This window comes from Colwellia sp. NW0002-52-1 (assembly GCF_057550865.1).
Map to the genome: position 1 here is coordinate 21429 of NZ_BAAJLU010000011.1, position 20435 is coordinate 41863.

Below are 20435 nucleotides of genomic sequence, written 5' to 3' on the forward strand. Positions count from 1 at the left end.
GCTAGGATGCTAACAAATGTTAAACATAAGTTGAGTAAACTTATTGCTGATGCGGTATTGCCCAATGGACTCTATTGTTTTAATTACCATAGAATTGGCGAAGCTAGTCTTACTGAATACGATCCTAATGTTTTTAGCTGTAATGAAGCTCATTTTGCTGAACATATGCAATATATTAAAAAGAGTTTCACTGTCGTTACGCTTGAAGATCTCCCCGTAATATTTAAAGGAAAAATTACAGATAAAAGATATGCGTTAATTACCTTTGATGACGGCTACATTGACAACTACACTAAAGCGTTTCCTATACTACAGAATAATGAAATATCAGCTACTTTTTTCTTGGCAACAGATTTTATGAATAATGCCGAAATTCCATGGTGGGATAGAATTGCTTACTTGGTTCGTCATGCTCAAGTTGATGAAATTAAACTTAATAATTGGCCTGATGTAATTACTCTATCTAAAGAGGATGTACCGACAAGCATAAGAAAAGTGCTAGATATTGTAAAAATAAATAATGGTTCCACTATTCAAGAAATACTTCTCGAATTAGAGCAAAAATTATACATACCTAATGATGAACTTGTGAACAATGAACCTTTATTTATGACTTGGGATATGGCGAGAGAAATGCAAAATGCGGGTATGAGTTTTGGTTCACAAACCTGCAGCCACAGAATCATGTCGCATTTAAGTATTGATGAACAAGATCTCGAAGCTAAGATCTCAAAAGAAACTATAGATAAAGAACTGGATATAAATATAACAGCCTTTGCTTACCCTGTAGGCGGTAAAGACAGTTTTACAGTTGATACCATCGATATTATTAAAAAATATTATCAGATGTCATTTTCTTTTATCGCTGGTATTAATACCTCTGAACATTTAAATGAGTTTTCTATCGAGAGAATATCCGTCGACAGTAATTGTAATGGTATGCAATTCCCTTATAAAGTATTAAAGCTTTATTTAAAAAAGCTGCATAAAAGTGTTTGGAAGTAAAAATGAATTATAGAAAAATTTTTCGTAAAGTACTATTTCCTTTCTATTACACCACCTTGAAAAAAAGTCACGTTGTAGAAAAGGTATCTCAAGCTAATAAGCGTTTAACGTGGACACAAGACGAGCTTAAATCATACCAATGGCAGCAACTAGAAAAGCTATTACATTTTTGCTGGAGCAACGTGCCTTACTACAAGCGAGTTTGGCAAAGTGCTGGTATTGAATCTGTTGAGCAAATAGATAGCTTAGAGAAGTTCTCAACATTACCCGCATTAACGAAACAAGACGTGATGACTTACTATGACGAACTTGTTCCTGCTTGTAATAAAGCCACAAATATAAAAAAATCTACCGGTGGTTCAACCGGGCAGCCATTTCACTTTGAATTAAACATGGCTAGCCATGAAGAAAGGTTAGCCATAGCATGGAGAGGGTACGGCGAAGTGGGCGCTGACTTAGGCACTAAAGCTGTATATTTGTGGGGTGCTAGCTTAGGCAATGTGTCAGCCTTTCGTCAGCTCAAAGAAAGCCTTTATCATCGCTTTTTCAATAACTACATACTGAACTCTTTTGAGATGAATAACAGCAATATTGATGAGTATGTAAAACGCATCAATAAAATAAAGCCCGATGCAATTGTTAGCTACGTAAACCCTTTAGTTGAATTAGCAAAATATATTATTGCTAATAAAATTAAAATGCATCAGCCCAATACCATTGTTACCGGTGCTGAAGCGCTTTATGAACATCAAAGAGAATTAATTGAAAAAGCCTTTAGTTGTCCTGTTCATAATACTTATGGCTGCCGTGAAGTTATGCTTATTTCTTCAGAATGTAAAAAGCAGCAAGGCTTACACATTAATATTGATCAATTAGTGGTTGAAACGCTTGTTGATGGGAAAAGTGTTGTTGAACAAAGCGGCGATATAGCCATTACAGATTTAACCAATTACGGTATGCCACTCATTCGATATCTCAACGGTGATTGTGCCACGTTATCAAAAGACACATGCGACTGTGGTAACCCGCTGCCTATGATGAACTCAGTCGACGGGCGCAAGCTCGATATTATAAAATGCCCGAATGGCCAATTACTTCCGGGTGAATTATTTCCACATATGTTTAAAGACTTCACTTGGATTGCAAAGTTTCAAGTGGTGCAAACTGAACTCGAAGCCATTAATGTAAAAATAGTGCTCAACGCACAAAGTACATCGCCTGACTTTCAGCCAATAGAAAAAATAATCAATAAATATTCAGAAGGTAGCTTAATCATTAAATTTGATATTGTAGATGATATCCCTCTGACACCTTCAGGTAAAAGACGAGTAACCGTGTGCAAAGTATAGAAAGTGCCTTAGGAGAAAACGTGGATAGTAAGCCTAAAAGTGTTCTGCATATATTGTCTAGCTTAAATATAGGCGGTGCAGAGCGTTTTGTTATCGACTTAGCCATTGAGCAGCGGCAGTCACTAAAGCTTAATAGTGCTATTTTATCTTTTGGTGAACAGGATGATGTTTTAGTTGCTGAATGCATAAAAAACGATATCCCTGTACATTTTGTTGAAGGCAGCCGAACAGAAAAAATAAAAACTATTCAGCGTGTGATTAACGAATTTGATATTTTGCACTTTCATTCGCCTTTCACTCTATTATTTACTTGTTATAGCCCAATGCTATGCAAACGAAAAACAGTTATTTATACGCGCCACGGAGCTGAACCATTTAATCAACTTAAATGGCGTGTTATGCATAAAATTACGCAATTTATCGTCGACCAAATCACCTTTGTCTCAAATGAAGGGCAAGCTGTTTTTGGCAAAGTTAATAATTGGCAGAACAAACCACAATCTGTTGTTGATAATGGCATTTTAATACCGCAAGAAAATCATCAGAAACCACTGAATGAACAACAGGCTAAAATTAAACTAGGCTCTGTTGCCAGAATGGTTCCCTTAAAAAATCAAATCTGTTTGCTACGAGCTTTAGCAAAAGTGCCAAAAGAGTTAGCAAGTAAATTCGACATTCACTTCTTTGGTAATGGCCCTTGTGAGGAATTATTAAAATCAGCGGCGGCTGAAAGTAACCTATCTGCAAGCATACATTTTCATGGCATGCTAGTTGACCGAGAGAGTATATACAAACACATTGATGTAATGGTAGTAACTTCAGAGATGGAAGGTCTATCTATTGCTATTTTAGAGGCTATGGCACGACACATACCGATATTGGCAACTAATGTAGGTGGAAATCCCAAACTAGTACAAAGCAATGTTACAGGTCAGTTATTTAACTATGATGATGATACAGCGCTTTCAAAATTGTTAACGGAGATAGCCGCCACACCAGAGTTAATTGAAAAATGGGGTAATGAAGCCTATCAACTGGTAGTTCAAAACTATTCTCTGGAAACTGTTGCACAAAAATATATGAAGCTTTATTTAGCTGACTAAATTGAATTATTAAGGACTTTGCATGAGCGTATTAGTTTCTGTTGTCATACCCGTTTATAACGGTGATGAATATTTAGAAGCAACGGTTAAAACGATTTTAGAGCAAGACTATCATAACTTTGAAATAATACTGATCAACGATGGTAGTAAAGATGGCTCTGAGCAGCTGATAAATACCTTAGTTGACAACAACAGCAATATTAAAGGCTTCCACAAGCAAAATGGTGGTGTAGCGGCTGCACGCAACTATGGCATTGAAAGGGCAAATGGAGAATTAGTCGCTTTTTGTGATCAGGACGACTTTTGGCTGCCTACTAAGTTATCGAAACAAGTACCACTTTTTGAAAACTCTAAAGTAGGTCTAGTTTATTGTGGCGCCATTGCTGATTATGCCCATCTTAATAAGCAAGATAAACCGAGCTTCGAACGTAAATATCGTGGCGATGTATTCGACAAGCTTATACAAGTCAACATGTTCACGTGCTGTACAGCTGTTGCACGCAGAAGCTTATTACAAGAAACGAAAGCATTTGACGAAGAGCGCAGCTTGATGGGAGTAGATGACTGGTTAGCTTGGTTAAAACTCTCGCTAGTGTGTGAACTTGATTTTGTGCCTGAGCATTTAGCCATTCATGTATTTCATGGTGACAACTATTCATCAAATGAAGAAAAAATGCATGCCGCTGAGTTAGTCTGCTTGGATAAAATTCAACCTATGGCTGAGAAACATAACAAATCGGTTGATTGGGATGAAATAAAGCAGAATTTACATGTTAGATATGCCAATACCTATATTTATAATGGCATGTTTAATTTAGCGGGTGACACGCTATTAAAAGCGTCGTTACTGAAAAATAACAGCAAATTGTCTATAAAGGGTAAGTTGTTTAAAACAGTGCCTAATTTTATTTGGCGATTTATGCAAAAAATAAAACGTGCTGCTTAACATTTTTAATAGCGTTATAGTTCAAATTTATTATCCACAAAGAGTTAATTATGAATGTTTTCCCACGAGCACTGAAAGATGAGTACTAAAAAACTATTTTTTAAGAGTTCAGTTTTTCGATTTATAGAAAGAATTGTATTAGTTGTATCCTCGTTATTACTTACTCCTTATTTTATCAATGTACTTGGTGCTAATGGTTACGGCTTTTGGTTGTTAATCCTTTCCATAATCGGCTGGTTCAATATTATTGAACTTGGTTTTCCGTCAGCAGTTCAACGCCATACCATACTAGCGTTAGAGAAGGATGATCCTGTAGAAGTGAATACTGTCTTTTCAACAAGTATTGTACTTTTTGGTTGTTTAGGCTTTGCTGCTGCAACTTTGCTGGCTTGTGTTGCTTTGTTTTCTGCTGATTTCTTTGGATCAACAGTCGATGCAGATGCATTAAAAATGGCTTTATTTATCTTATCAGCAAAAATATTGATGGATTTTTTAATGAACCCTTTTCATGGTTTCATTACTGCTTTTTTAAGACTCGATATTGATTCAAATTTGGTCATGGTTAATGTACTAATAAAGTCTATTTTGATATTTTTATTAATACCGAGCATGAATATTTGGGGGGCAATCATCGCAACCTTGTTTGCCGACGTATTAACAAATGGGGTCAAGATTTATTACATAAAAAAACTTTATCCAGCGATGAAGTTTAGTTTCAAGTTAGTGTCTAAAGAAGAGTTAAAATCATTATTCGCTTTCTCTAAACACGTAGTTGCTAATGGGGTTGCTAATACCTTAAATTCGAAAGCCGATCCCTTCATTGTTACAAAGCTTATAGGTCTTTCATCTGTTGCTGTTTATGGCGTTGCTAACCGTTTAGCTGAACACATTAAGTCTTTTGTTTTTACAGTGAATGGCTTTTTATCTCCTGTTTTTATGAAAAAAATGTCGAAAAATGAAAATTTAGATGATTTGTTTCATAACGCGATAATGATTAACTTATTTTTTGCTACGTTGTTTTCAGCACCTTTAATTATTCTAGGTAAAGCCTTTATTGTTCTTTGGGTAGGCGAAGAATTTGAACCTGCGGCCAATATTCTTTATTTTCTAATTTTTACCTTCTTTTGCCAATCAATTTATACATCGGTTAATCAAGTGCTACTTGCACAAGCTCAGCATCAATATATTTCATTGGTTAGCCTTTTTGGGGCAATAACTAATATTTCATTATCGATAGTATTAGGCTTGAAGTATGGACTTATAGGGGTTGCTATAGGCACCTCTATTGGTTCGTTTATTGCTAATGTTGTACTCAGTTTATGGTTGTATAGTTTCTATAATAAATTAAAGCTTTATTTAATTATACGTAAACTCTTTATGGCGAATGCTTTAGTTTTTGGTGTCGGTTTATGGCTTGCACTATCGGTTATGACTAAGATTTCTTGGTTTGAACTTGTTTTATATGGCGCAGCGAGCTTTGCTATATTCTTAGTGCTTAGCTGGTTATTGGTGTTAGATAAAAACTTGAGAAAGATATCCGGGGACTACTTTATATCTATAAGTAAAAAAGTACTTTCTAGAAAGTAAGATTGGATTGTATAAAGCTATTTGAGAAAAAGTACTTAAGTTTGAACAAAATTATTAACGGATTAATGCTAGCGCTATATAACGCTCTATTGGAGAATAAGTTTTGGGAAAATGTTTAAGCTGTTTTTTAGAGTCGAGAGATAATAACTTTAATTTAATCCGGTTTATTGCCGCCTTCGGTGTCTTGCTGAGCCATAGCTATGCGCTGTCTATAGGTAATAATTCTAAAGAGCCCTTCAAACAATTAGTAAATATGTCATTTGGGCATATCGCTGTTGATATTTTTTTTATTTCAAGCGGTTTTTTAATCGCTAATAGTTTGTTTTTGAAAAAAAACTTAACGACCTTTTTATGGGCAAGGTTTCTTCGTATATATCCTGGTTTATTTGTAGCTGTATTATTCTGTGTGTTTATTGTCGGAACATATTTCACAAGTTACTCATTAGTGCAATATTTAACAGATAGTCAAACATACTTTTTTCTGTTCAAAAATACAGTACTTTTCTTTGGCGAAGAACCCCGCTTACCAGGCGTATTTGAATCATTACCTTGGCCAGGAGTTGTTAATGGTTCTTTGTGGACATTACCATTCGAGGTTAAAGCCTACTGCCTTTTAGTTTTTTTCAGTATTGTTATCAATCGATTACTTATTTGGTCAAATGGCGCGTTAAATGAACGTTTAATATATTTACTAATTCCTATTTTGGGTATGCTAATTTATATATCTAATCACTTTTCTAATTTCTTACCTATTTCATATTTTGCATCCGAAGATTTTAGGCTTTATTCGTTATTTTTTATAGGGACAGCATGCTATATTTTTAAAGATAATTTAGTACTTTCGAAACGAATATTTTATCCTGTTGTACTCACATTGCTAGCTTCATCTATAAACACAGAACTGTTTTTTATTGTTTATAATTTGACTATATTTTATGTGATATTTTATATCGCATATATACCTAGAGGTTACATACGTAAATTTAATCAATATGGTGATTATTCTTATGGTATTTATATTTACGCATGGCCAGTACAACAAAGTGTTATTGCTTTTATACCAGAGGTTGGTGTTTTAGCACTGTGTATTTATTCTTTTATTGTGACTATATTTTTATCTTACTTTTCTTGGCATTTGATTGAAAAAAAGGCATTGAAATTAAAAGGAAAAGTGTCATTTAAGCTTAAATGATACTGTATTTTTAGACTTTTAAACCAAAAATATTAACTGTCTCGTATCAAATGTTCATTCCCACATCACTGGCTTGAAAAACTAAATGGGTAAGGAAGGAAAAATGAAAAACGTCGCTGTATTATCCTGCTGGTTTGGTCATAAATTTAATTTACCGCTAAAAATTAATTCACTCCTCACCTGTAAACAGTGGATATATGCGAGTATTAAAAACCTTCTGCCTTTTAAAATTTTAGATGCGTTGGGGTTTATATCCATTATTCCACATTCGCCTTACGGTATAGAGAACTGTTATTTTTATTCAAATAATAAAACATTAAAAAAAGAAGTTGAGTTTAAGGGGTGGCATTTTTGTTTTGTAGAAGGGGATATTGATAATGGAGAAAGTATCGCTTCATCATTACTTGCTAAGAAAGTTAAGTTTCTGCAGATAAATAATATTAATTTCAACTACTTTGAGCATCTTATATATATGGATAGCCGACGAATTACCGACGATATAAACCATATAATAGAAAAGAATCAAAAGGGTATCCTTATAAGGTATGAAGCAAAGCTTAAACCTACAATATGGCATGAAGTAGAAGAAGCGAAAGGCCAAGAAAGATACGCTAAACATATGAGTAAAACCATTGATTTTATTAATGTTAAGTTAACGAAAGGCTACTCTCCTAATAATAGGGTAATGAATACAGGTATTATCGCTTACTCAATGAGCAAAAAAGATGAAGAGATTAGAGCAATGTGTGATGAAATATACAACGCCTGTATTAGGCTAAAACAACCAGAGTGTCAGATATTCTGGTGTCTTTTATCACAGCCTTACATTGATATAATCTATGCTATTGAATCTTCAGAACTAAAAAGTCGTTCGGGACTATAATTTGACTTAAAAATTAAAACTCATATTTCTAAAATTTTCCATGTAAGTATCTGTTAAGTGTTGACCCAATTGTTTCAAGTCTTTAGTTGGAGTAGCCATTGCAATGCCTACAGATACCGATAGATTTTCAGGCAAAACACCGCTAGGCATATGAGGGAGATCCCATGTTTTCATGTAATTAATTTGTTTTCTCAAAGTTGGAAGTAATGCAACTCTCGGTACACCAAAAGACATTGATGTAATTAAACCGTGTAGGCTACTACCGCAGTAACAAGAGGAGTTACGGATAATATTCATTAAATCAAAAATATTACCTTTTAAATAAGTGCTATAAGGTATGTCACTCGCTAGTAAAGACGCAACTTTATTAATGCCTATAACGTCATTGTGGCCAGCTGCGTTACCTATTGCTATAAATACTATAGGTAAGTTAAGAGCCTTACTGGTTTGAGATAGGGCTTCAGCAAATGCTTTTTCTTTACCTCTTACATGTCCTTGAGATATTTGGAATACTATATATCCGTTGATATGCATTTCTATGATACTTTTAGTTTTAAATGAAGACTTCTGCTCGAGTTCGTCGATAGGTATATAAGACGACATAATCGTAGCCGAGTCAGGAGCTAGTTTGGGTTTAGAACAACCTACTCTTTCTAATTGAGATTGAGAAAATTTATCCCTAACAGAAACAAAATTAGTCTCATTCATTAGCTTATATAGAGCATATATATCATGCTCCTTAGTAACATTTGAAACGCCTGTAGCTCCCACTGAATTGTAAATAACTTTTCTTGAAGTTCCTATGTCATTACGACTTAAATTGAATGGTAAATCAGAGGTTAAACCCACAAGACGAGAGGTTAAATACTGTGTGAACTTAGGGAAGTAATAACAAGCTATACGCTCATATAATGGGAAAAGGGACTTTGGTAAAAGATATCCATAGGCTGATTGCCAATCGCAAGCTACCACATCGCCACCAGCCAGAATTAACGTTGCATCATCCTTACTCATTTTAAGTGCTTTTTTTATTGTGATTGTCTTTTTCGCACCGTAGGTAGATAAATCACTATTAATTAAACCTGCAATTAATACTTTTTTTTCAGGGAATTGTTCATTAATCACACGTCCCATGATCAAAGGAAATAATAAATCACCATAATTGTGCCTATCAAAAGCACCATATAAAATAATATCATTCATAGTAATAAAACTGGAAAATTTAAGTTGGTTGCAGCTAAACTACCAAGCGTTTATGAACAAAAGATGACAAATTAAAAATAGTTTCCAGATGAGATATACAGTATTTCACATCGTTGGATGTATCTTTATTTGGATAGATAAAGAAGAGGTAGGAAGTTATTTTAAGGTTTTACGATTCGAAAAGATAACCAGCAGGAATTACAAAAAAATCAGTTTCACTTGCTTTAACCCCTCATCCCTCTAAATATCTCTAACTATTTCTATAAGCTCAGTTGTTGAGATTGATGGTGTTCTAGGTAAATAGATAACTTCGCAAATATCTTTGAACTCATCAAAGCGTCCTTTCCAATCATCACCCATCACCAATACATCGGCTTTAGTATCAATAATATATTGGCGTTTAAGCTCTAAAGATTCCTCAAAAAAAACTTCGTCAACACACTTTAACTCTTGAATTATTTCTCTTCGATGAGTTTGATTACAGATGGGATTACGTTGTTTTTTAGAAAAATTTAAAGCGTCTGTAGATATCCCTACAATTAAGTATGAGCCCAAAGATTTCGCTCTTTTTAATATTTGTAAATGACCGATATGAAATAAATCAAATGTACCAAATGTGAGGACTCTTTTCATAAGTTAATATCCTTATTTACTGTCTAAGTAGTTAAATAGTTTAGTGGAAAAAGGACAAGCACCATCATTAGCCTTTTCATGAAATTGATTTTTTAAAGCCTTATATTCATTTTTATATTCATCATTAGTTTGATGTTCTTTTAATGATATTAAGCGCTCCAGCACCTCATTCCAAGAATAACAATAAGGCTTGAGTGTTACATCTTCAAATTCGAAATAAAGAGACCGCTCACGTTTTTTGTATTCGTCTAAATCAAATGGAGCGAAAATAATTGGCTTGTCGGATAATAAAAAATCAAAGTAAATACTTGAATAGTCGGTAATTAAACAGTCATATTGATTGATTGATTGATAAATGTCGTTGCCAGCATCGAGCTTAATTACAGGAGAATTTTTGATTTCTTCAACTACTTGAATAGGTGGTTTATTTACAGGATGCATGCGTAGTGTTAATTGAATATTATGCTTAGCCAGTTGGTTTTCTATTGTTTTAAAGTCAAAACCATAGCGCTCAAATAAATCACACTCTGACGCTATTCCTCCTCTAAATGTTGGCATATAGATACATTTAAATGGGCTGTTCTCAGTTTTATTTATGTTATCAAAAAACACATCATTGCGAGGAAAACCACAGGTTAATACTTGTGATTTATCTACTCTAAAAGCTTGAGCCAATGTCGTTTGAGTTAATTTACTGGTAGAAATGACTATGTCATTTCTATGTTTATTATAAGGTGACAAGTAATCAACAAATCGACCAAATATATTTTTTGGTTCTTTGTTTTCTGTGAAGGCATCAAACATGATTTTTTTTAAAGGAATACCATGCCAAAGCTGAATTACTTTAGTTTTCTTACCTATAGACGGTGAAAATAGATCATCGTGCAAAGATTGACAAATTATAACCTTGCTCGCTCTGAGTTGATGCCAAATACCTAATAAGCTTTTTTCATGATAAGCAATGTAACCTAATTGCTGAACTTCCTTGATAACATCAAAATTCTTAGAGATCCAAACTACTTTAATCTCTTGCTTATGGTGTTTATTCACATATTCAAAAAATGCTTTTGGATTGTCATTATATTTTTGGCCAAACCACGCACTAAATACCCATATTTTTTTATTCTTTGGAGTAATGTTCCCCAAAGTGTAAATAATAATATTTATTAGTAATGTGACGATAAGTTTAATTTTTTTCATTTAAGTGACTCATAATCTTTTGGTAACTTTACACTGCATTAACTAGGAATAGCGACTAGGTTTTACAAACCTAGTTTTAATGAAATATATACAGCAACTATAACGACCCAGCAGTACCCCATAGATCTTAACGCAGGAGAACTACTGAAATGTTGTTGGTATTCAGGGCAGACCTTAACCATACGGATATGAGACGCAATTGTCATGCCCATAAAAATGAAGAGTGTTAAGGTAAACATACGACTGATAAAAAAACCTGTGATCATAAAACCAATCATCGAGAAGAATAGGGTTTTATTAAGTAATCGCTCATTTTCAAATGCGATGTGTTTCTCTTCGTCTACTATCGATTCTTCAGCATCAGCTTCTTTTTTTAGCTTACTTGCTTTGATAAATAGGTAGCCTGTTAATACCGTGAAAATTAAGGCCCCACCCCATAGAGAATAACCAGGGACACCTAATTCACCTGCAACATGTATATAGGAGTTATGAGCAACGAGGCCATGATGATCAAAAAACCTACCTTTGCCAACACCAAACACTGGATTGGCCATGAGCATTTGTATACCAGCATACCAAGCTTCTAATCGTCCATTAGCAGAAGAATCAATGCTACTCTGTAATGAAGCAATAACAGTAGCAGCAATAGGGGCCAATAAAACAACAGAAACAAATAATTTAGGTCCTGCATTCACGACTAGAAAATAAATACCAACTAAACCACCAGCACCTAGCATACTGCCTCTTGAGCCCGTCAAATAAATACCGTAGCCCAAAGCACAGAGGACACCAAGCATCGTTAGCTTTAAAATTCTTGAACTTTTCTTATAAAAATATATTGCAAAAGGGATGTTCATGACTAGAAACATTCCCAAGTCATTAGGATCATTGAAAAAGCCTAGATACGTGATTCTTCTTTCACCTAAATCTATATAGCCAACAGAGTGTGTATTTAATGCCCATCCAAAGCCTTCGTATGCAGTTTGCTGCACATGGCCATTATGTACCATTAATAACGCAGCTATTAAACAAACCACCATTAAAATGTGTTGTCGTTTGATTGTCGTAATGCAGACACTCATTAAAAACAGTGGAATGATTGCACTAATAAAGAGCTTCTTTGCTTCTTCGATACCAAACATGCCTGAGCCATTTAAAAAGCCTGACATTATAATCAAGGGGATTAAAGCTAATAACATCCAGTGTTGTGGGTATAACTTTAATGGTCTTTGTGCGAGTAAGACTATAAAAAATGAAGTTATGGCAAATACTTTTATCAATATCCATTCAACACTTGCTTGAAACATTTCATGGGGACGTATAAGTGATGATGCCGTATAAAGAAATAAAAAGAAAAATGCTGCTGTAGAGTCTTTTTCTTCACTAGTAGGAAACTTACGTGTCATTGGAATGAGAGTCCTTTCGATATTTTCATTATCGTATTGTTATGACGGAGACTAAAGTAATCGAGGTTATTATCTATTAAACAGATTAAATGTCTATCATGTTTTTTTGATTAGCCCGTGATAGCTCTTCTATAATGCTTGATATTTATGTTATGAAAGAAATAATTCTATGTACTAATTTATGTAGAAAGACTTTTTTAGGACTAACCTTAATGTCGATATTAGTCATAGGTTCTCGAAGAGCCGAAAATTTTTCTTTATAGCTATCTTTGAGCTCTCCCATCATAAAGTCATAATACTGGTGAGGGCAATTTTCGATGCTCCATAGGTGTAAAGATAATCCTAATGAAAAATTGGCATATCCTTCGCTGTTCCAACCACATTGATAGAAATACAGTGTAGTTTCATCGAAAAAATAATAGTTAATCGCAATAGGATTATTATCAATACTAATAGCACTGATTTTTATCGAACTTTTAGCTCTAAACTCTTCATGAAAACGGTTAAAGTCTGCATGAGCGAAAGCACCTGTATTACCTCTACTTTCCCAAAGGCTTTGATGATATTCAATAAGCTTAGCAATATAAATTTCATAGGCTTCGGGTTTAACCCAATGATAAGTGGCATTGATTTTTTTTAATTGGTTATTTGAACGTTTATATCGAGCACGTGTATTTTTACTTATGTTTTGCAGTGTCCATTTTGAGCGTTCAACGCAATATCGACTATGTGTTGTTACTGCAGTGTATTTAAAAACACTCTCTAACAGGCATTTAATATGACTGCTTTGCAAAGCAGCACGCCAATATATTTTATCTACATTGAATTCAGCTAATCTTTTTTGCAGATCGGGTAATACGATTGCTTCATATTTTTTGGCTATGATAGCGTCACAGTATTCCGACGAAACTTCAGCTTCTTCTGGTTCTCCTTGCCCTAGAGGGTACAACACCTTCAAGTGAGGCCACTGCAATGAATGCTGGATGTAACATGGCAATATAGCGACTAAGTTGTTGTCAACGTAACCCGTTAGCGTAGATAACTGCCAATTACTTTGCCAATAAGTGTGATACCAAATTAATATCCATTGAGGGGAAGAAAATGGACTTGTAGTAGAAGATTGCTGTAATAATTCTTGCCACTGTTGTGCAATTGTATCTAAGCCAGCAAAGTCAGTAATTAATTGCCACTGTATACTTTGAGTTACCTGTTTATTTTCTGTTATTTGGCTCATTGCGTGTTGTTTGCGTTTAACCATAACTCTAACCAAGGTAAGTCACTGCTAGTTGAGTATGTCCAGCCAAAACGCCTTGGCGGTAAAATGGGTAAATAGTCATGCTTTTTGTTTTGGTACTTTTTGTTAATGTCTTTGCATTGCTGTACAAACACGTTAAAAAGCTCTTGTAGTATAAAAGTATCTTCATTGTTCTTTGTTTTTACATATAAAGACTTTCCAATGAGGCTAGCTACATCACATGCATGTTGGCGGTCTGTCCATTGGTTTTTAATTTGCAGGCGTTCATTATCCATTGAAGAAAGATAGAGAGGCAATACCATGTTATTTAGTCTTTCGTCTGCGAAATGAATCCCATAATTCGGCATAAAATCACCAAAAGCACTTAGTAATGCGGCCGACTTCTTATCACCGCTCAGTTTATAATAACGCCATAAACCATCACTTAATAGCGCCATCATCCATGGTGAGCATACAGGAGAACTACCCGCTTTACCTTCATGCGATTTATAGGTATGTTGAGGGCACCCTCGCATTGGCCAATCTTCTCTTGGATTAAAAACCATTTGTACAGTCGCTTCGATAATTTCGTCTATCCGATTTTTAGCCTTGATGTTGCCCGTTACCTCCCAGTAGGCAATAGCAATGTTTAATGCGGCAGCTTGATGCCGTTCAGTCCAGAATATATGTTCATTTTCATAGACTGGAGACCAACTTAATGACCTTTCATAAAAAGTTTTTAAAACACTGATTATTTGTTTATCACCAGTTAGAAAATAGTAATAAAGTAACCCATTGGGCATTAAGTACTTTAAGTCATAGCTTTCTTTTAATGTAAATTGGCCGGTATCATCTATATTTTTCAAGTAAAACTTTGCTAGCCTTGTACCTTCTCTAAGCCACTTAGGATCGCCAGTTAATATAAATAATTGATAAATTGCTCTGGGTCGATCAAATAACCATTGTGAAAACTTGTTCATTGGATAGCCTTTTTCGATCAGCATGTCCGCATTAGTAACAAAATTTGCATAAAGGGTCTGAGGATCGGTATACCAGCTATTATCTATAGCGTGATTTTCTGGCTGCAACAAAACACTTTCGCCAAGCCATGATATAGAAGGATAAACCAGATACGTTTGAGTGTTTGTAAATATGTTGTTTGTTGGTAGCTCTTTTTCTGCAGGTACCCATTTTAGGGAAAATTTTATAGAATGTGGAGGTTGCTTTAGGTTTTCATGATTGCTTATATCTATCGCTAGCAATCGAATAAATTTTGATGATTGATTATTGTGCCACGTGTTTAGTACAGCAAAGTCACTAGCAATTTTCTCATCATTTATGTGCAAGCTGAGTTTAGTATTTATGGCTATTTTTAAGTTTGGTACAGGTAAGATAAACACAGATTCATTTACCGGCGCTGAAAATGTAATTCGAGACTCTTGCGAGTATAAAGGTATTGATGCTATTAAAGTCAGCAGTAAGGTAAATAACTTCACCAATTTAATTTTATTCATCATTATTTATGATCTATTAAGGTGAATTTTGATAAAACAGGACGGTGGTCACCACCAAGGCTATTTAAAGTAGTAGCTTGTTCGATACTAAAGTTTTTTGAAAGCAATATGTGATCTACTCTCACACCAGGAACAGAAAATCCTCTGTATTTGTAGTCAAAAGTATTGTTAAAACCCACGGAAAAATCTGAAATCACATTTTTAAATTGATTGAAATTACGTCGGTATAAATTGTCAGTAACGGTCATATTAAAATCTCCCGAAATTATTACGTTTGTCTCTTTTTCTGCCCACTCACTTATTAAACTAGCAGAAATTACTCTATTAGAGTGAACTGTATCTAAACTATTGTGATCACTAAAGGCTCGTCTAACTGTAGGAAAGTGAACATTAGCAAGGTTTACATTATGATTATTGATCTTAAGTTCATAGAATGCAGCTAAGTCACCATAGCCATTAAATAAAGAGTTCCCTAGAGAGTTAACCTTCTTAAATTTATACTTGCTGATGAAACATAAATTACCTTTGCAATCTTTAAACGGGTAAGTATCGAAAATTTTATAGCTTTTAATGTTTTTTGCCTCTTGAAAAGCAATGGCATCTGGGTCGTAGTATTTTATTAATAATGCTAAACGACTCAACTCTACGCCTTCACCAATGTTTGCCGTTACTAAAGTAAATGAAGGCAAGTTACTTGTATTTGGTGCATTAGTGTTTATGTTTACTTGAAAATCTAGGTAATAAAAGCTCACTGTAACAATGAATGGCAAGGTATATTTTTGCCACATAGTTAAACGTGACCATAAGGCAGCTAATATTACGCAAATACATATGAGCCAATAGCGGGGTAACGCAAAAAGAATATACTTAATCGTAAGCATAGCATCACTGTATGGAGCCACGATTGAAAAAATAAGAATTAAAGCCGTCAATAATGACAAGCAATATAGCGCTAGGGTTACGAAATTTAAAAATAAACTTTTTACTTTTAACATTTTATATCCATGTGTTTAGAACAAACAACACTAGCCACTCTTATAATACTGCTGTGTTAGTCATTATTTAATTAGCACTTTGTAGGTTTTTTCTCTCTTTAGTACAATCATACGAGCAGATGGTATATTGCCAGTGTAAATAGGTTTCACTAACTCCCATCAAACCAGCTAATATCCTTTGTTTTTTAAACGCTCCAGACGATGCAAATCTTTGCTTATCTATTTCAAAAGATACTCTAATTAGCGCTGTCTTATTTCTTTGTGAAATTGTTATATATTGCCAATCGCCAGCAACTTCTTTATTAATTTCTCGCCAACCGTGTGGGATAAAATTATTTCCAAAATCTGTTGGCTTACCATTATCTAATTTACCATTAAAGAAGTACTTTAAATAATGCGATTTGAACATGCCTAACTGCAGAATGCTTTCTTCAACGTATGTAAACTTAGCTATTAATGGTTGTATTTCAGTAGTTTTACTTATTTCTGTGTTAGTTTTAATATTTGGTATTAGCAACGATTTTAACAGTGTTGATGAAATAGCTACGACTAAACTAAAAATGATGATATTGGCGGTTGCTGGGAAAGTATTTTTTGGTAATGTACTGTTATTATGAATATTTTCTTGAACTGATAGTTGATCATTATCAGCCAATTTATTACCCCACATAAATAATAAAAACATAAAAGGAACGTATAAATACCAGCCAAACATATTATGATCTGTCATTAAATCACTCTCCATGTTGGTGTATTCACCGATAAGTATTAATGCTGTAATTCTTATCCAGTTGGTTAATAAAGCACCTAATATGGAAACGCTGAAAAATAATAATGCTTTGCGTGTGTTTTTTATATACAGAAAGTTAAATAAAGAACTAATCGCAAGAGATACAATGAGGTACCTTAACCCACTGCAGCCGTCTGCTATTTCAAATACACCTGCAGGAATGGTAACGAAGTTGCCTTCAACATATGTAGGTATTCCGCTTAGACTCATTAAAAATGTTACAGAAGCTACTGATACATTTTGTAATATCACCGTTAATAAGCCCCAACCTGGCATTAAAAAAACGAGAAAAAGTGTCGGAAAAATAACTTGCCAACTTGCTCTGTATATTACTAACGTGCCAGAAAGTAAAATAGCCATCGTCGCCGCCCAATAACCTAAGTTTATTTGTGCTGAGACCATAATAAAGAACAATAGAGCACTAAAACAAAGCAATGCAATTGGTAATAATGAAGGGGTGTCTCTATAAATTAACTGGCCTGTTTTCGATAAGTGGTAATATAGATACATTGAAATAACAGGTATTAAATAAGCATGTGAATACGTGCCATCGTCAAAACTATTTTCCCATATTGTTTGTATTACTGGGATATTAAAAATAGAAAATAATACAAAAATGAGTATTAGGCCAACAAGGGCTTGGTAAGTAGGCTGATTCAGTCGACTTATTGCTTTTTTATTAGTCATTTTAAATTAAGTCTTTCGTTATCTATGAGGAAGGTTGATGCTACTTTTTATAGTACCAGAAAACCATACGTCTATTATTTCTACTGTATCAATACTTTGGTTGTCATGCCATGGCTTTTTGAGGACTAAAAATAAGTTAATGTTAAAGTTAGCTAAAAGTAAAAAAAGCAAATTTGATTGAATTTTTTTCGTATCTGTTTACTAAGTACTTTTAAAACTTTCTATTACAGGTAAACTAATACCATTAATAAATAATAATATTTAGTTAAGGTAAGTTTAAATGAAAATTGGCATCATTGTTGGTACACGGCCTGAAATTATAAAAATGGCGCCAGTGATCAGAGAATGTGAAAAAAGGAACATCCCATTTTTTATTATTCATTCAAATCAGCATTACTCAAAAGAAATGGACAGTATTTTTTTTGAAGAACTACACCTTCCAGCACCACATTATAACTTAGGTGTTGGGTCTGGCTTGCACAGTAATCAAACTGGTAACATTTTGATAAAAATGGAACCTATTTTGCTGGAAGAGAAACCCGATGTTGTGCTTGTTCAAGGTGATACCAATACGGTGTTAGCTGGCGCATTAACTGCTTCTAAGTTAAATATTAAAGTAGGGCACATTGAGGCGGGATTAAGAAGCTACGATCGCACTATGCCTGAAGAAACCAATCGAATTATGACTGACCATATCAGTGAGTATTTATTTGCGGTTGGGCCGAATCAAGAAAATATTCTAAAATCTGAGGGTATTCCTAGCACTAAAATTCATACCGTTGGTAATACCGTTTCTGATTCACTTTTTCAGCATTTAGAAATCTCTGCGAAAACGAGCAAAATATTATCTGAGCTTAATTTAACTGCTGGCGAATACTTTCTAGTCACGGCGCATCGTGCTTCAAATGTTGATATTATGTCAAACCTTATGGAGTTATTGCATTTATTCGATGAAATGCATAAAAACTATACAGGAACAATTGTTTGGCCAATTCACCCTAGAACCCAGTCTAAACTCAAAGAGTTTAATATTGAGCTGCCAAGTTACTTACAGTTAATCGCACCTGTTGGCTATTTAGACTTTATTCAATTACAAAAGCACGCGAAGTTAATTTTAACTGATTCTGGTGGTATTCAAGAAGAAGCTTGTTTATTGGGTGTGCCTAGCCTGACTTTACGAGAAAATACAGAACGACCAGAAGCCGTTGAAGTTGGCGCTAGTGAATTAGTCGGTAGAGATGCCGTTAAAGCCGTTAAAGCCGCTAAACAATGGCTAAACCAAGATGATTATTCTTGGAAAAACCCATTTGGCGACGGACATGTAGCTGAGTATATAATAGATGTAATCGTTAAAGATTTAACACAAACAGATAGTTCTACAATAATTGCTAAAAACGAAACTATTGCTGTGATTGGTATGGGTTATATGGGCTTGCCTATCTCAAGCTTAATTGCTCAGGCGGGTTACTCTGTTACCGGTGTTGACTTAAGTCAAGATAAGGTTGATTCAATCAATCGTGGCGAATGTCCTTTTGACGAAATTGGTATGCCAGAGTTAATTAAAAAGGTTGTAACACAGGGCTTCTTAAAGGCATCAATTACAATCCCTTCAAGTGATACCTATTTAATTGCTGTGCCAACACCGCATAAAGATAGTCGCTGTGATCGCAGTTATGTTTTTGCTGCTGCAGACGCTATTGCTAAAGTGGCTAAAGATGGGCAAATAGTTATTATTGAATCTACAATATCTCCTCAAACAAGTTTAGCAGTAGCTCAACGGTTTGCTGATGCTGGTATTAACGTAGAAGTGGTACATTGTCCTGAGCGAGCTATTCCAGGCGAAACGTTGAATGAACTGGTAAATAATGATCGTATCATTGGGGCATCTAGCAAAGCAGCGCAACAAAAAGTAAAAGACATTTATCAAAGCTTTGTTAATGGTGAAGTTTTCTTAACTGACTTAACAACTGCTGAATGTATAAAGCTGGTAGAAAATACATCACGTGATGTAGGAATCGCTTTTGCAAATGAATTAGCACAAGTTTGTGAAGAACTTGATGTCGATGTACATGAAGTTATTCGTTTAGCTAATCGCCACCCTCGAGTTAATGTTCTAAGCCCAGGACCTGGTGTTGGCGGTCATTGTATTCCAATTGATCCATGGTTTTTAGTTGAGAATACTAAGGCAGGTGAGTTCATCCGTTTAGCGCGTAAAATTAATGATGATCGACCGAATATTGTTGCAGAGCAAGCGCTTGAATTACTTAAATCTGTAAAGGGCACTAAAATTGGTATTTTAGGTGTTGCTTACAAAGCTAATGTAGATGACTGTAGAGAAACACCTGCTGATGCAATACTAGCTCACTTTAATAAGGCTGGTATTGAGGTGAGTTATCATGATCCTTTCGTGCCTTCATGGGGTTGTAATAAAATTAGTTCACTTGATGAAATAGATTCTTGGGCAGATGTACTGATATTAGTTACCGACCACAGCTGCTATAAAGGGATAGAATTTATTAGCCCTTTATTGAATACCAGATCTTAATTTGAATCCTGCTTTTTAGCAGGATTTTTTATAAATGAATAATACTGAAGGCTATTTTGTATATAGTGAGCTGTTAAATTATTAGCTTTAAATAAATGATACATTTATTCAATAATAAGAAATGGCAACTTAAATATGTTTAAAAGTGCATACTAAAAAATAA

16 protein-coding genes are annotated in these 20435 nt (G+C 34.5%); 8 read left to right on the top strand and 8 right to left on the bottom strand.

Features of this window, described 5'->3' with window-relative positions; translation table 11 throughout:
• Positions 1 to 6 precede the first annotated feature (6 nt).
• The 7 genes from AC27H3_RS11720 (at position 7) to AC27H3_RS11750 (ending at position 8065) form a co-directional block, all read left to right on the top strand.
• The gene (locus tag AC27H3_RS11720; protein ID WP_487106425.1) at positions 7 to 1005 is read left to right on the top strand and encodes a polysaccharide deacetylase family protein; all 999 of its coding nucleotides are present in this window, start codon (positions 7 to 9) and stop codon (positions 1003 to 1005) included.
• Between the two features lie 2 nt (positions 1006 to 1007).
• The gene (locus AC27H3_RS11725) at positions 1008 to 2354 is read left to right on the top strand and encodes a phenylacetate--CoA ligase family protein (protein WP_487106427.1); all 1347 of its coding nucleotides are present in this window, start codon (positions 1008 to 1010) and stop codon (positions 2352 to 2354) included.
• A 20-nt stretch (positions 2355 to 2374) separates the two neighbouring features.
• Positions 2375 to 3457, top strand: a complete 1083-nt coding sequence (locus AC27H3_RS11730) for a glycosyltransferase family 4 protein (protein ID WP_487106429.1) — start codon at positions 2375 to 2377, stop codon at positions 3455 to 3457.
• A 22-nt stretch (positions 3458 to 3479) separates the two neighbouring features.
• Complete coding sequence (locus tag AC27H3_RS11735; protein ID WP_487106431.1) at positions 3480 to 4403, top strand: glycosyltransferase family 2 protein; 924 nt, start codon at positions 3480 to 3482, stop codon at positions 4401 to 4403.
• A gap of 78 nt (positions 4404 to 4481) precedes the next feature.
• Positions 4482 to 5990 carry an oligosaccharide flippase family protein gene (locus tag AC27H3_RS11740; RefSeq protein ID WP_487106433.1) on the top strand — a complete coding sequence of 503 codons (1509 nt, stop codon included), beginning with the start codon at positions 4482 to 4484 and terminating at the stop codon, positions 5988 to 5990.
• A 103-nt stretch (positions 5991 to 6093) separates the two neighbouring features.
• Positions 6094 to 7182, top strand: coding sequence for an acyltransferase family protein (locus tag AC27H3_RS11745; RefSeq protein WP_487106435.1), 1089 nt, complete (start codon positions 6094 to 6096; stop codon positions 7180 to 7182).
• A gap of 103 nt (positions 7183 to 7285) precedes the next feature.
• Entirely contained in the window at positions 7286 to 8065 is a 780-nt protein-coding gene (locus AC27H3_RS11750) for a hypothetical protein (protein ID WP_487106436.1), read from the top strand.
• A 6-nt stretch (positions 8066 to 8071) separates the two neighbouring features.
• Here AC27H3_RS11750 and AC27H3_RS11755 read toward each other — a convergent pair whose 3' ends face one another.
• From AC27H3_RS11755 to xrt, 8 genes are all read right to left on the bottom strand, one after another.
• The gene (locus AC27H3_RS11755) at positions 8072 to 9268 is read right to left on the bottom strand and encodes a polysaccharide pyruvyl transferase family protein (RefSeq protein WP_487106438.1); all 1197 of its coding nucleotides are present in this window, start codon (positions 9266 to 9268) and stop codon (positions 8072 to 8074) included.
• Positions 9269 to 9508: 240 nt separating this feature from the next.
• Positions 9509 to 9901, bottom strand: a complete 393-nt coding sequence (locus tag AC27H3_RS11760; protein WP_487106440.1) for an FAD synthase family protein — start codon at positions 9899 to 9901, stop codon at positions 9509 to 9511.
• Between the two features lie 12 nt (positions 9902 to 9913).
• A complete protein-coding gene (locus AC27H3_RS11765) occupies positions 9914 to 11101 on the bottom strand; it encodes a CDP-glycerol glycerophosphotransferase family protein (RefSeq protein ID WP_487106441.1) in 1188 nt (395 codons plus the stop codon).
• Between the two features lie 62 nt (positions 11102 to 11163).
• Positions 11164 to 12507 carry an O-antigen ligase family protein gene (locus tag AC27H3_RS11770; protein ID WP_487106442.1) on the bottom strand — a complete coding sequence of 448 codons (1344 nt, stop codon included), beginning with the start codon at positions 12505 to 12507 and terminating at the stop codon, positions 11164 to 11166.
• Positions 12508 to 12652: 145 nt separating this feature from the next.
• Positions 12653 to 13765 (bottom strand): GNAT family N-acetyltransferase, encoded by a 1113-nt coding sequence (locus AC27H3_RS11775; RefSeq protein ID WP_487106444.1) that lies wholly within the window; start codon positions 13763 to 13765, stop codon positions 12653 to 12655.
• Complete coding sequence (locus tag AC27H3_RS11780; protein ID WP_487106446.1) at positions 13738 to 15258, bottom strand: hypothetical protein; 1521 nt, start codon at positions 15256 to 15258, stop codon at positions 13738 to 13740. Before AC27H3_RS11780 ends, AC27H3_RS11775 begins: the two co-directional genes overlap by 28 nt.
• Positions 15258 to 16250 carry an endonuclease/exonuclease/phosphatase family protein gene (locus tag AC27H3_RS11785; protein ID WP_487106447.1) on the bottom strand — a complete coding sequence of 331 codons (993 nt, stop codon included), beginning with the start codon at positions 16248 to 16250 and terminating at the stop codon, positions 15258 to 15260. The genes AC27H3_RS11780 and AC27H3_RS11785 overlap by 1 nt, the downstream gene beginning before the upstream one ends.
• A gap of 67 nt (positions 16251 to 16317) precedes the next feature.
• The gene (xrt, locus tag AC27H3_RS11790; protein ID WP_487106448.1) at positions 16318 to 17727 is read right to left on the bottom strand and encodes an exosortase; all 1410 of its coding nucleotides are present in this window, start codon (positions 17725 to 17727) and stop codon (positions 16318 to 16320) included.
• Between the two features lie 280 nt (positions 17728 to 18007).
• Between xrt and wecB the strand changes: the two genes are divergently transcribed.
• Positions 18008 to 20272, top strand: coding sequence for a non-hydrolyzing UDP-N-acetylglucosamine 2-epimerase (wecB, locus tag AC27H3_RS11795; protein WP_487106450.1), 2265 nt, complete (start codon positions 18008 to 18010; stop codon positions 20270 to 20272).
• The last annotated feature ends 163 nt before the right edge of the window (positions 20273 to 20435 follow it).

What these genes read in the sequence shown, in the direction of transcription:
- AC27H3_RS11720 (WP_487106425.1), top strand. Translation starts at nt 7, where the DNA reads ATGCTAACAAATGTTAAACATAAGTTGAGTAAACTTATTGCTGATGCG.
- AC27H3_RS11725 (WP_487106427.1), top strand. Translation starts at nt 1,008, where the DNA reads ATGAATTATAGAAAAATTTTTCGTAAAGTACTATTTCCTTTCTATTAC.
- AC27H3_RS11735 (WP_487106431.1), top strand. Translation starts at nt 3,480, where the DNA reads ATGAGCGTATTAGTTTCTGTTGTCATACCCGTTTATAACGGTGATGAA.
- AC27H3_RS11740 (WP_487106433.1), top strand. Translation starts at nt 4,482, where the DNA reads ATGAGTACTAAAAAACTATTTTTTAAGAGTTCAGTTTTTCGATTTATA.
- AC27H3_RS11750 (WP_487106436.1), top strand. Translation starts at nt 7,286, where the DNA reads ATGAAAAACGTCGCTGTATTATCCTGCTGGTTTGGTCATAAATTTAAT.
- AC27H3_RS11755 (WP_487106438.1), bottom strand. Translation starts at nt 9,268, where the DNA reads ATGAATGATATTATTTTATATGGTGCTTTTGATAGGCACAATTATGGT.
- AC27H3_RS11760 (WP_487106440.1), bottom strand. Translation starts at nt 9,901, where the DNA reads ATGAAAAGAGTCCTCACATTTGGTACATTTGATTTATTTCATATCGGT.
- AC27H3_RS11765 (WP_487106441.1), bottom strand. Translation starts at nt 11,101, where the DNA reads ATGAAAAAAATTAAACTTATCGTCACATTACTAATAAATATTATTATT.
- AC27H3_RS11770 (WP_487106442.1), bottom strand. Translation starts at nt 12,507, where the DNA reads ATGACACGTAAGTTTCCTACTAGTGAAGAAAAAGACTCTACAGCAGCA.
- AC27H3_RS11775 (WP_487106444.1), bottom strand. Translation starts at nt 13,765, where the DNA reads ATGGTTAAACGCAAACAACACGCAATGAGCCAAATAACAGAAAATAAA.
- AC27H3_RS11780 (WP_487106446.1), bottom strand. Translation starts at nt 15,258, where the DNA reads ATGATGAATAAAATTAAATTGGTGAAGTTATTTACCTTACTGCTGACT.
- AC27H3_RS11785 (WP_487106447.1), bottom strand. Translation starts at nt 16,250, where the DNA reads ATGTTAAAAGTAAAAAGTTTATTTTTAAATTTCGTAACCCTAGCGCTA.
- xrt (WP_487106448.1), bottom strand. Translation starts at nt 17,727, where the DNA reads ATGACTAATAAAAAAGCAATAAGTCGACTGAATCAGCCTACTTACCAA.
- wecB (WP_487106450.1), top strand. Translation starts at nt 18,008, where the DNA reads ATGAAAATTGGCATCATTGTTGGTACACGGCCTGAAATTATAAAAATG.